Here is a 13,040-nt window from a genome sequence, read left to right as displayed (position 1 = left end):
CCCGATTTCACCCAGTCCGGTGTCGAACAGATGAGAGCACGCATCGAGGGTGATGGACGGGCGCGCGCGTGCCCCAGCTGCCTATGCACCTGCATGACATTGGCACTAGAGGCAATGAGCAGTGAGGCAGAGGTGTGAGGAGGTCATGACAGCCTAGTCTCTTAGGAAACGTGTCATCGTCATCCGCGCACGTGCTCATGGTGGAGGTCCACCAGGAATGTGAACCCGTCGGTAGAGCAGCGGGTCAGTAAACGGGTCGCTGTGGAGGGTGTACCGCACCAGCTCGGCAGGGTGGCGGCCTGCAACCCGTGGGCGCAGCTGCTCGACAACCTGCGGCGGCATAGAGATGGTGCGCTCTCGCCAGTCTTAGTAGTCTCGCCTATGACCGTGCGGTCCGTCTCCGAGCGCGTGACCGTCTTGGAATAGACCCCGGCGGTGACAGTTTCGCGCCACGCGTCCAGTGCCGCATTGACTGTCTCCACCGCAGAGTTCACCGTGCGGTCTGCTTCGGCCAGCGTCTCGGCGTAGTCGGAGTCTATCTCTGCGCCAAGGGTGGCACGCTGACGTGCCTGCTTACCCTCCACCGCGGTCATGCGCCGCTCACGCTCGACTTTCACCTCGTTGTAGGTACCAGTGCGCTCCGTCACAGCGCCTGGCACGCCGCTTCGGCGCGATCAAAAGTCTCCTTTTTCCTAGGTCACGTACAGGAAACGCCCGGCGCGAGGGCACTGCTGCATGGGGCGGTGCACAGTCGCGTCGGGCGGGGTGTGTGGATAGGTGGCAGGTGGGCTATGTGACGAGCTGCCCAACCCGTTGATATGAAATATCGAGCAGCGTGGCTGTATCGCGGTAGGCCAATCCCCGGTCTACGAGGTGGCGGGAGGCGCGAGCAGTTGCGGCTGCGGCTGCCGCCTTTTCCACGAGGAGGGTACGGTTACGGGCAATAGCTGTGGCGGCCTCCTCCCCGCGGGGAGTGTCCATCTGAATGACTATCTCGGCGGTGTCCGGGTCTGTCTCTATCTCCGGGTACAGCTCTAACGCCCGGCGCAACTGTCTTTTTCCTCGACAAGGTTGCGACCCTGGGTGAATAGTCCTGAAACCTGGGGCACTGCAACAGCCCACCGGTCTCCGGAGCGTTCCACCTTTGCTGTGTATGTAGGCATGTGCCAAGTTTCGTGGGGCAAGCTGCTCGTGTCTAGAGGAGTAGACACGGGCTAGCTCGGCTTAGGGTAGCCGAAAGGTATAGGTCTTTCATTGAGGCAGGAAGTGAACCATTCTATAAGTGACAGTCGCCCAGCTAATAAAATACCGCGGGGCAGCTTGTCGCCAACGGTTTGGTAAGCGTACTCACGGAAGGCTCCAACCATGCGCACACGCACAATATCCCTACTCACAGCGGTGGCAATCAGCGTCGCCAGCCTAGGAACAGCAGCGCCCGCCCAGGCCCAAGTGGACGAGAGTCTTGGGTCTATCGCGATTCCCTATGTCCTATCTGATACCCCACTTGACGAGGGCACCACCGCCGTTCGGGCTGTCAAGGAATATGGCCCCTGCACCCTATGGCTGGACTACATCCACTTACGGAAGTCAGGTAACTGGGGAACCATTGGCTTCAAGCCGCACACAAAGTGCAGCGTCCCAGTCACGAGTATCAAACACAGCTCCGACTTGAGGTACAAATACTACACCGCGTGGAGGCTTGCCCTAAGCGGGGTGCGCGATTCTGCCTACAACACGAATCGTCTAGACCAGAACAACATTGCATTTACATGTAACGGGAAAGTAGATACCCGCTTCATCGGTGTCACGTTGGGAACTATCGTCTATCGGGGGAAGACCTACTACGCCCGAAGCTACTCCGAGGTCGCCAATCTCCCATGCAGGGTGTAGAACCATGACTATGAAAGTTGTTGTCTGCGTCGTTTATCCCCGCTATCCGGATAACACGGAACCTCTCGGCGGGTTCGTCGAGTCCGAGGAGACCGCCCGCAAGATAGACGACTGGTGGCGCGCGCAACCTGGCGACATGATTGGCACCTGGGAAGATTTCGAGGTCGAGGTCAATAGCCGCGACCAGATTCTCTACGGGGTATTTAGTGGTACGCCCGCCCACAAAATTGACGAGCCAGACTATTACGACCCCATCTGTCACGGGGTGTACACAGACCGTAAGGTAGCTGAGCGCGAGGCAAAACCTAAGACGATGTGGGCGGCCAACAACTGCCCTCCGAAGTTTGTGCTTCCGTTCCGCCTGGGCTGGAAGTTTGACCGGTATTTCCCCGATGGAAAGCCCTGGCCACCAGACCAGCTGTAGGCCTCCCGCAGAACGCAAGAATATTGCCTATGAAAATTGTTGTCTGCGTCGTTTATCCCCGCTACCCGGATAACACTGAACCTCTCGGCGGCTTTGTCGAATCCGAAGAAACTGCCCTCGCGATTGACAACTGGTGGCGCGCGCAACCCGGCGGAATGATGGGCACCTGGGAAGATTTCGAAGTCGAGGTCGAAAGCCGCGACCAACTCCTTTACGGAGTGTTCACCGGCACCCCCACTCTTGAAATCACCGATAGCAACTTCTGGGACCCCATCTGTTACGGGGTGTACACCGACCGGGAAGAAGCCGAGAAAGCGACTAAGCCAAAATCAATGTGGGAAGCGAACAACAGTCCCCAGAAATACGTCCTCCCCTTTCGCCTGGGCTGGAAATATGACCGGTATTTCCCCGATGGAAAGCCCTGGCCGCCAGACCAGTTGTAGGCCTGCGACAGTCCCGCCTCTTTTGGCGGGAACACAAAACGGGGCAGCCGCACAGCGCGTGTGAGTACCATTCTGGGAAACCTCTGTTCGCTCATTCCACTGCGTAGGGCGATCGAACCTGTCGATACAATGACGCTGCTCGAATCGTAACTTGAATCGTAAGGTGGAAGCAGGGAGGCAACTTGAGCATCTCGATGCATCTGGATGAGTACATGGCGCGTCGTGGCATAGTTCCCGACGACACTGTGGTCAACGATGATCCCTGCGCAATCTTCGACGGCAAAGTCGAGCGCGACGGTAGGTCGCAGCAGGACCTTGAAGAGTCAGAGCGGCGCTTAGAAGAAGCGGAGTCCGCAATCTTGGATGCGCTAGGCGATTAATTGGCGAAAACTGAGCGTTCTAGTCGCACATTGACGCTCATTCTGAGCGTGATGTTCATCACCGATTAGGTGTAAATCGACGCAGTCATCGTGGCTTCATTTTCCGTAGCCGATGCTGCCGCGGGGATGAAGCGCAAGTAGTTTCCCAGCGGGGAAACACTGTTTCCTACCTGCGGAATTCTTTTGCTTTTGGGGTGCTGGACCCGTTGACCTCGTTGCTATTCCGGACTCCCTACTTTAGGGGGGAAACTATTTTCCCTCTGACATGACCACAGAACCGCATCAGAAAAACATGATGGATTCCTCATGATTTATGGCATAGTGTCCTGGCAAGGATTTGGAAACAAAAGATGTTTTCATTTCGTACCCCACAAGACAAGGACCTCAGCCACGTGAAATACGAAAAACTCGCCACTTTGCAGACCAATGTCGTAAATGCTCCAGATCTGGGTACTTTTGCAGTCACTTTCGCCGGTCAATCGCAACCATGGCTGGACACTCTCTCCAGCGTCATGGCCAGTGGCAACTCAAAGAAACTACGGGAAGTTTTCACTCGCGCTGAGGAACTGCTCGCACCGCTTGACGACGATCTCATCGGCCAGCTTCCCGCAGGTTTCGACCCCTTTGGTTGGGCAATCTCACTCGTGACAGACGACCCATTTACCGGAGATACAACCAACCCTGCAGTCAGCGTGCCGGGCATCGTATTAGCACAGTTGGGCATTGTTGAGTTGCTGGCAAAGCAGGGAATTAATATCGATGACGCGATAGCGGTAACCGGTCATTCGCAAGGTGTTCTTACCGCTGAGATTGTCGCTCATCCAGAGAAGGCAGCAGAACTGCTTGCACTAGCTCGCCTCATCGGTGTGGCGTGTGCGCGCGGAAGCCGAGTAGCCGGATTTGGGCGCGCGCCGATGATGAGTATCTCTGGCCTAACGGTCGAGGAGTTGGAACCTTTCCTCTCCCAGGACTGTGTCATCGGTCTGAAGAATACGCAGACCACCAGCGTAGTTATCGGCAAGCAAGATGAACTAGAACAGCTGGCAGAGCAGCTCACAGCGCAGCAGCAGAAGGGGCGGGCTGTCGAATGTACAGTTTTGCCAGTTAGCGGCGCATTCCATCACCCAGCACTGGCGCCTGCTGCGGCATGGGTAGTGGAGCGAGCTGAGCGCATTGGGCTGGATGCAGAAACAGCTGACTGGCTTGCGCGTGCAATCTTGGTTGACTCCAGCGATTGGAGCGCTGAGGTGCGGGGGCTCATCGACCAAGGGGCAACCACCATTTTGGATCTGGGGCCACACACGGGCGTCGTCAAGCTGACAGAACGTAACGCTGAAGGGTACGGCGTGGCGGTGATTGCTGCGGCAACAGCTGCGGGGAGGAGCATCCTGTCTGAGAGCGACATTGAGTATCCGACATCGTGGCTGGAGTTTGCACCGCGGCTGGTCACTGGGGTTAAGCCCCGTGTCGAGACGAAGTTCACCAAGTTGACCGGGCGCTCGCCAATTCTGCTCGGCGGTATGACCCCGACAACTGTTGACCCTGAAATTGTGGCGGCTGCAGCGAATGCCGGGTTCTGGGCAGAGCTGGCCGGTGGCGGCCAGGTCACGCCGGAAATCTTCGAGGCTAATGTGGCGCGACTCTCCGAACTGCTCGAGGAGGGCCGCAGTGCACAGTTCAACACCATGTTTTTGGATCCGTACCTGTGGGGTTTGCACATTGGAAGCCGGCGTTTGCTCCCGCGTGCGGTGGCAGCCGGTCGACCGATTGATGGTGTCACCATCTCTGCGGGCATCCCCGAGGTGGACGAGGCAGTAGAGCTAGTAAAGCAGCTGCGCGAGGGCGGAATTCCGTATATTTCCTTCAAGCCGGGCACAATCGCACAAATCGAGTCGGTGCTCGAAATCGCGGATACCTTGGCGCAGCATGGCACGCCGTATCCAATCATCATGCAAGTTGAAGGTGGGCGTGCTGGTGGCCATCACTCCTGGGAAGACCTCGATGACCTGCTAATTAACACCTACGCAAAGATCCGCAGGCGAGATGTAGTGCTTGCTGTTGGCGGTGGCATCGGCAAGCCAGAACAGTCCCGTGATTATCTGATGGGCACGTGGTCGACACGTTACGGGTTGGCGCCGATGCCGGTAGATGCTGTCATCATCGGCACAGCTGCGATGGCGGCAAAGGAGTCGACCGCCTCTGAGTCCGTGAAACAAATGCTGGTCGACACCGTCGGCACTGACAACTGGATTCCCGCCGGTAGCGCCATGGATGGCATGGCGTCGGGGCGTAGCCAGTTGGGTGCTGATATCCACGAAATTGAAAACGCCGCAGCACGCGCAGGCAGATTGCTTGACGAAGTCGCAGGTGACCTCACTAAGGTCACCGAACGACGCGCGGAGATCATCGAGGCAATTAACTCCACCGCGAAGCCGTACTTCGGAGATGTCAGCACCATGACGTATGCCGAGGTGCTGAACCGCTATCTCGAATTGTGCGCGCCCGAGGGGACGTTCCTCGATCCAACGTGGTCGACGCGCTTCGTCGCACTCGTCGACCGCGTAGAGGCACGACTAAGTGCAGTCGACGCGGGCACGTTTGCCGCGCTTGCCGACGGCGACAGCTTGCGCACCCAGCCGCGCAGCGAAATCTCGCGACTGTCCGGCCTGCTAGACCTGGATACCCAGCTCCATCCAGCAGATGTCACCTTCTTTATCTCTGAGCTCTGCCGCACCCCGGGCAAGCCTGTGCCGTTCGTTCCGGTTATCGATGCTGAGGTTCGTCGCTGGTGGCGATCGGACTCCCTATGGCAGGCGCATGACTCTCGCTACGATGCGGATCAAGTCTGCATCATCCCAGGGCCGCAAGCTGTTTCGGGCATTACCCGCGCGAATGAGCCAGTAGCAGAGATTCTGGGCCGGTTTGAAAAAGCTACCGCACAGGCATTGATGGATACCGGCTACCTGCCGGAGGTACCTGTTGACGCCCTCAGCCGGATGCTCGCAGCACCTGTGATTTGGTGGGCTGGCCGACAGCAGCCGAACCCGGCGCTGGCACTCGGCGCGGAACATGAGTGGGTATGTGTATCTGAAGCAAGTGATGTCTCTCGTTCGCAACGCCTGGAACACCCAGGTACTGGTGCCATTGTGGAGACCATTGGAGCTGATGGGAGCAATGATGAGGGCGGGGAGGACCTCGTCTGGGCACAGCTGACGGTGCCGCTGCCCGATGCTGCGGGTGAGAATACGAAACTGCGAATTCGCCTGTGCCAGAGTGCAGCGGTGGGCGCAGTGCCCGTCGTTAAGCATGAGGATGCGACAGCCGCGATGCGGGAACTGACGCGAATCGCAGCTGGCGGTGAGCTTGCAAACATCGTCGATGGGGTCGCGGAGTGGGAATCCGTGTGGGATCCGATGGCGATGGCTGACTACGATGCGGTCACTATTGCAGCTGCCGGCGATGAGTCACAGGCGACGGTGCCGGACGCGTTGGTTGGGCATGCTTGGCCAGCGATTTTTGCGGCAGTCGCGCAGGCGCGTACTGAGACCGGCATTGATGTTGTTGAGGGCATGCTCGCGCTTGTTCACCTTGAGCATCACATTCGTATGATTGGGGCTCTGCCGCAGGAAACCACAACGTTGCGGATTAGTGCGCGTGTCGACGAGGTCGTTGATACGGACTTAGGGCGGCTCGTTGTGGTGCGCGCGGAGGTTCGTGATGGCGGTACGCTGCTCGCTACCTTGAGTGAACGCTTTGCCATTCGTGGCCGAAACGGCGGCGAGACAGCGCGGACCAACACTGTGCCATTTCCAACGGTCACGGATACGCCACGAAGTTTCCGCGGTGCGTTGACCGTGGAAGCGCCTAAGGCGATGGAGCCATTTAGCTATGTCACGGGCGATCGCAATCCTATCCACGTCGATTCCCGTGCAGCAGTGCTCGCTGGTCTACCAGGGGTTATTGTCCATGGAATGTGGCTGTCGGCGATGGCCGAGCATGCGGCTGTTGTCACGTCGGATGCCGGCATGGGCAATCGGGTGATTGAGTTCACTGCGACTATGCTGAGCCCGGTTCTACCTGGACAGCAAGTGAAATTCTCTGTCGAACGCCGTGGTTTTGATGACCGCCCAGGCGCCGGTGAAGTCCGCGAAGTCACGGCCACAGTAGATGGCGAGCTGGTATTGACCGCCACTGCTGTAATCGCCGCACCGACGACCGCATATGTCTTCCCTGGTCAGGGGATTCAATCACAGGGGATGGGGCTGTCTGCTCGGACTCGCAGCGTAGCGGCCCGCCGCGTGTGGGACCAGGCTGATGCGATGACCCGAGAGAAGCTTGGCTTTTCCGTACTGGCTATTGTCCGGGACAACCCGGTAGAGGTGGTCGTGGATGGTGTGCGCTATTTCCACCCAGAAGGTGTTCTGAATCTGACTCAGTTCACCCAGGTTGCGATGGCGACGTTGGGGCTGGCACAGGTTGCGGAGCTCCGTGAAGCAGGGCTGCTAGATGAAACAGCTCACTTTGCGGGACACTCTGTCGGTGAGTACAACGCGCTGGCGGCTTTCGCTGGTGCGCTTGACGCAGACGCCGTGTTGGAGGTTGTCTACCGCCGCGGTTTGACCATGCATGAACTGGTCGAACGTGATGAGCAGGGGAGGTCCAACTATGGTTTGTGCGCCTTGCGTCCGGACAAGATTGGCGTGGGCGAGGACGAGGTCACTGAGTTTGTTAATCGGTTGTCGCAGGAAACCGGTGAGTTCCTCGAAGTCGTAAATCTCAACCTGGCAGGCAAGCAGTACGCCGTCGCCGGCACCGTCGCGGGGCTGGCGGCATTGGCTGAACAGTGCGAGCGCCGTAGCTCGGACGGCAAGGGATTCGTGCGTATCCCAGGTATTGATGTGCCATTCCACTCCAGTGTCCTGCGCGACGGTGTGGATTCCTTCCGTAAACACCTGGAGCGGCTGCTGCCGGCGGAGATCGCTCCAGAACGCCTGGTGGGACGCTATATCCCGAATCTCACCGCGACCTCTTTTGAGCTGACTGAGAAGTTCGTCCGCCAGATGGCTGCAGTCGTCGACTCAGACATTCTGGAACACATCCTTGCCGATTTCGGCACTGCCGCTGAAAACCCGGCGCGCCTGGCCCGCATGTTGCTGGTCGAGCTGCTGGCCTGGCAATTCTGCTCACCGGTGAGGTGGATTGAAACGCAGGATCTGCTGCTTGAGGCTCTCGGTGTCAGCCGCATTATTGAAGTCGGGGTAGGTACAGCGCCCACACTGGCAAACCTGGCTGCCCGTACCTGCCAGCTGCCCCGTCACCGGAGCCGTGACATTCGAGTGCTCAATCTCGAACGTGATGCTGATGCAGTGTTTATGCGCGACCAAATTCAGCCGGAAAAGACTGAGCTCGAGTCGGAGGTGACAACAGAGCAGGACGCGGCGCAGGCTCTATCTGGAGAATCAGGAGCAGCGGGAGTAGCGGCCGCAGCGGGAGCAGCGGAGCCGGCAGTATCCACCGACCAATCCGCGGCGACCGAACAGGCCACCACGATCACGAGTTCTGCCACTCCGGCTGCCGAAGTTGCTGATATTTCCGTCAGCCCGGCACAAGCGCTGGAAGTTCTTATTTGCCAATGGACGAAGGTGCGCCCCGACCAGCTCGGTGCCGCTGACTCCATCGAGACTCTGGTCGATGGAGTCTCATCTCGACGCAATCAACTGTTGCTCGATCTCGGAGTGGAATTCGAGCTCGGTTCAATCGAGGGGGCAGCAGATGCGGAACTGGCGGATCTAAAGGACAAGATTGATAGCTTGGCCAGTGGGTATTCGGCATTCGGTCCGATTCTCTCCGAAGCCATTGCCGACGGTATTCGCCGGATTACCGGTCCCGCTGGTGCAGGCGCGAATTACATTGATGATTATGTGCTGGGTGAATGGCAGCTTGGCAAGGGGTGGGCAAGCGCAGTCAGTGCTGAGATTATGCTTGGTACTCGTGAGGGCGCATCCCTGCGCGGCGGCGATCTTGCGCATCTGGCACCGGCCGCCCCAACCAGTACTGCTGAACTCAACCAGCTGATCGATGAAGCGATCCTTGCGGTCGCCACGCAGCGCGGTGTAGCTGTCGCTAAGCCGTCGGCAAGTGACAGTGGCGCTGGGGTGGTCGACTCGGCTGCACTCACTGAGTTTGCAGATAAACTGACAGGTCAGCGAGGCATTCTTGCTACCGCGGCACGCACGATTCTGGAGCAACTCGGCCACGAGATTACCGATGCCATTGACTTCGATGCCGAAGACGCCGACAGCAACCTGGTAAATCTTGTCACCGCTGAACTCGGCGCGGACTGGCCGAAGCTGGTCACCCCGACGTTTACGCCCACCAAGGCAGTGCTTCTCGACGACCGCTGGGCCACCTCCCGCGATGACCTCGCGCGCCTATGGGCAGCCGCTGATGAGGATGTGGCTGGCACCGCGCCGGGCAGTATCCATGAAACCGCAGTTGAGCAGGCACAGTGGTGGGCTGCCAAGGCAGACGAGGCAGGACGGACACAGTTGGCGAGTATCTACCGCCAGTTGGCGGATGAGGTCATCACGAATGTGGACGAACTGCCGATGAGCTCCGACATTGCAGTTGTTACCGGCGCATCGCCAAATTCGATTGGTTCTGCCGTAACTGCACAGCTGCTGTCTCAGGGGGCAACCGTTGTTGTTACCACTTCACGCCTTGGACGCGAACGCCTGAGCTTCTACAAGCAGCTCTATCGCGTGAATGCGCAGGGCGAGGCGAAGCTGTGGGTGGTACCGGCGAACTTGTCCAGTTTCCAGGACCTGGATTCCCTTATCGACTGGATTGGAACCGAGCAGACTACGACGATTGGTGCGGAAGTGGTCGTGACCAAGCCCGCACTGTCACCGACGCTACTCTTCCCGTTCGCGGCGCCTACGGTTTCGGGCTCGCTTGCCGACGCCGGTCCCGCGTCCGAGACCCAAATGCGTCTGCTTCTGTGGTCGGTGGAACGACTCATCGCAGGGATGTCAGCACTTGGCGGGGACAATAATCTGCAGCATCGTTTGCACGTGGTGCTGCCGGGTTCACCGAACCGTGGTCGCTTCGGCGGCGATGGTGCCTATGGTGAAGCCAAGGCCGCTCTCGACGCAGTGGTGGCGCGCTGGAATGTGGAGGACGCTTGGCGTAGGCGCACCACTCTGGCTCATGCACAGATTGGTTGGGTCCGAGGAACCAACCTGATGGGTGGAAACGATCCGTTGGTTGCTGCAGTGGAAGCAAAGGGAGTCCGCACCTTCTCCACCGAAGAAATGGCAGCTGAACTGATTGAGCTCGCGAGCTCGGAGACTCGGAAGAATGCTCAAACCCGCCCGATTCAGGCCGATCTCACCGGTGGATTGGGTGACGTTGACCTCAACATTGCGCAATTGGCTCAGGAGGCTGCACAGGCGGCTGGCCTATCAGCTCAAAACTCCGAGGTCGCTAGCGGGGCGCGCTCGCAGGAGCCGTCGTCAAGCCGTGTCTTAAGCAGCCTGCCAAGCCCGCGTCGACCGATTTCGCAGACAACACCAACCTTTGGTGACATCGCAGCGGCTCCGGAGGACATGGTGGTCATCGTGGGCGCCGGCGAGCTTGGACCGTACGGTTCTTCCCGGACGCGCTTTGAGGCCGAAGTCGATGATATTTCTGCAGCGGGAATTGTGGAATTGGCCTGGTCAATGGGGCTGATTTCCTATGAGGGCGGCTGGCGCGATGCCGATGGGCAACCGTTGGCAGAAAGCGACATTGCTTCGCGCTACCGCGATGAAGTGTTGGCGCGAGTTGGTGTGCGTCGTTACGCCGATGATGGCGATTTGGTTGATAATACGATGACTGAGCTGACCACGGTCTACCTGGATCGAGCGTTGAGCTTTGCGGTGCGCGATCGCGCGGCAGCGGAGACTTTTGTCAGTTCCAACCCGGACAACACCACTGCGAGCTTCGATGCCGAGACAGGGCAGTGGCTTGTGACACGAGCCGCTGGCACGCCGGTTCAGGTTCCGCGCCGAATGGCGATGAGCCGCTATGTTGGCGGTCAAATTCCGCAGGGCTTTGACCCGGCACGCTACGGTATTCCGGCGGACATGATGGACAATCTGGACCGCGTGAGCTTGTGGAACATCGTTTGTACTGTTGATGCGTTCCTGTCATCGGGCTTCAGCCCAGCGCAACTGCTGGAAGCGGTCAACCCGGCGCGAGTGTCGTCGACGCAGGGCACAGGTATTGGTGCGATGGAGTCGCTGCGCAGTCTCTACATCGACGGCCTGCTGGGGCAACCGCGAGCCAATGACGTCCTGCAGGAGGCATTGCCAAATGTTATTGCCGCCCACGTTATGCAGTCTTATGTCGGTGGCTACGGGCAGATGATTCACCCTGTCGCAGCCTGTGCGACGGCAGCGGTGTCGGTGGAGGAGGGCGTCGACAAGATAGCCCTGGGTAAGGCAGATTTCGTTGTCGCGGGTGGCTTCGATGACCTATCCGCAGAGGGGATCACAGGTTTCGGCGACATGGCCGCCACAGCTGACTCCGCCACCATGGAAGATAAGGGTATCGACCATGCGTACTTCTCCAGGCCTAACGATCGTCGACGCGGAGGCTTCGTGGAATCGCAAGGTGGCGGAACGGTGCTGTTGGCTCGCGGAGACATCGCTCGTGACATGGGACTCCCCGTGCTCGGTGTCGTCGCATACGCCCAGTCCTTCGCCGACGGCGCGCACACATCCATCCCGGCGCCGGGTTTGGGTGCACTAGCGGCAGCTCAGGGCGGCGAGAAGTCTCGGTTGGCTCGCGCACTTGCATCACTCGATGTCACTGGGGATCAGGTCGTGGTGTTGTCCAAGCACGATACCTCGACCAATGCCAATGACCCCAATGAGTCTGAACTGCATGAACGCATTGCAGATGAACTCGGTCGCGAGCGCTCGAACCCGCTGCTGGTGGTCTCTCAGAAATCCCTGACCGGACACGCCAAGGGTGGGGCTGCAGCGTTCCAGATCATTGGTCTGACTCAAGTATTGCGTAGCGGCATTGTGCCAGGTAATCGATCGCTGGACTGCGTCGATCCCGCATTGGCTGAGCATTCTCGTTTGGTATGGCCAACGAAGGCAGTCAATTTCGGCAATACGTTGCCGCTGAAGGCTGGCTTTGTTACCTCGCTCGGGTTCGGACATGTCTCGGCACTGGTGGCAGTCGTCCATCCGGAAGCTTTCTATCAAGCGATAGTGCAGCACGATGGCGCTGAGGCTGCGGAACGCTGGCGTAGCGCGGCGCACAACCGCGAAGCGGCTGGTCTGCGTCGCATTGATGAGGCTATTTACGGTGGGGAAACTCTCTACGAGCGTCCACGCGAGCGAAACCTGGCGGACGGTGGTCGGTTCGGTTCACCCGCTGCATTGGAAAAGGCCGTTCTGCTTTCCGATGGCGCCCGTCTGATCGATGGTGTCCTCCAGCCATGATTGGCGTAGACCTCGTCTATATTCCGAGCTTCGAAGAGCAGCTGAATATGCCAGGAAGTCAGTTCGCGCAGGCGGTTTTCACACCGGCTGAGCTACTGATAGCAAAGCGCCGCGGAGCAGTCGGCGGCGCGCTGGCGCGTCACTTAGCGGGCCGCTGGGCTGCGAAGGAAGCCTTCATCAAGGCCTGGTCGCAGACTATCTTCGGCAGCCAGCCGCCGATTGCGCGAGATCGGCTGGACTGGCGGGAAATAGAGGTGCAGCCGGATGCCTACGGTCGCGTGAGCATCAGTCTCCACGGAGCTGTAAGCCGCCATTTCCACGATCAGGAGTGGCAGCTGGGGCCGTCGTTAAGCATCTCGCACGACGGCGACTACGCAATCGCCGTCGTACGCTTGGACTAGTCCGG

7 protein-coding genes are annotated in these 13,040 nt (G+C 59.0%); 5 read left to right on the top strand and 2 right to left on the bottom strand.

Features of this window, described 5'->3' with window-relative positions; translation table 11 throughout:
• Positions 1 to 179 precede the first annotated feature (179 nt).
• On the bottom strand, positions 180 to 647 hold the full coding sequence (locus tag HMPREF2860_RS05210; protein WP_141745480.1) for a hypothetical protein: 468 nt from the start codon (positions 645 to 647) through the stop codon (positions 180 to 182).
• 142 nt (positions 648 to 789) lie between these two features.
• Complete coding sequence (locus tag HMPREF2860_RS05205; RefSeq protein WP_141737473.1) at positions 790 to 981, bottom strand: hypothetical protein; 192 nt, start codon at positions 979 to 981, stop codon at positions 790 to 792.
• A gap of 913 nt (positions 982 to 1,894) precedes the next feature.
• On the opposite strand from HMPREF2860_RS05205, the gene HMPREF2860_RS05195 reads away from it, so the two are divergent.
• From HMPREF2860_RS05195 to HMPREF2860_RS05175, 5 genes are all read left to right on the top strand, one after another.
• Positions 1,895 to 2,314, top strand: coding sequence for a hypothetical protein (locus tag HMPREF2860_RS05195; protein WP_038628031.1), 420 nt, complete (start codon positions 1,895 to 1,897; stop codon positions 2,312 to 2,314).
• 29 nt (positions 2,315 to 2,343) lie between these two features.
• Positions 2,344 to 2,757 carry a hypothetical protein gene (locus tag HMPREF2860_RS05190; RefSeq protein WP_038628034.1) on the top strand — a complete coding sequence of 138 codons (414 nt, stop codon included), beginning with the start codon at positions 2,344 to 2,346 and terminating at the stop codon, positions 2,755 to 2,757.
• Positions 2,758 to 2,939: 182 nt separating this feature from the next.
• Positions 2,940 to 3,137: a hypothetical protein gene (locus tag HMPREF2860_RS05185; protein ID WP_038628037.1), complete on the top strand. Its 198-nt coding sequence runs from the start codon at positions 2,940 to 2,942 to the stop codon at positions 3,135 to 3,137.
• A 392-nt stretch (positions 3,138 to 3,529) separates the two neighbouring features.
• Positions 3,530 to 12,634: a type I polyketide synthase gene (locus tag HMPREF2860_RS05180; RefSeq protein ID WP_070628790.1), complete on the top strand. Its 9,105-nt coding sequence runs from the start codon at positions 3,530 to 3,532 to the stop codon at positions 12,632 to 12,634.
• Entirely contained in the window at positions 12,631 to 13,035 is a 405-nt protein-coding gene (locus tag HMPREF2860_RS05175; RefSeq protein ID WP_038628039.1) for a holo-ACP synthase AcpS, read from the top strand. The genes HMPREF2860_RS05180 and HMPREF2860_RS05175 overlap by 4 nt, the downstream gene beginning before the upstream one ends.
• Positions 13,036 to 13,040: the final 5 nt, after the last annotated feature.

This window comes from Corynebacterium sp. HMSC064E10 (genome assembly GCF_001812505.1).
Taxonomy (GTDB): domain Bacteria; phylum Actinomycetota; class Actinomycetes; order Mycobacteriales; family Mycobacteriaceae; genus Corynebacterium; species Corynebacterium amycolatum.
Note: the sequence above shows the minus strand (reverse complement) of the source record. Positions and strands in the feature narration are given on the sequence as shown.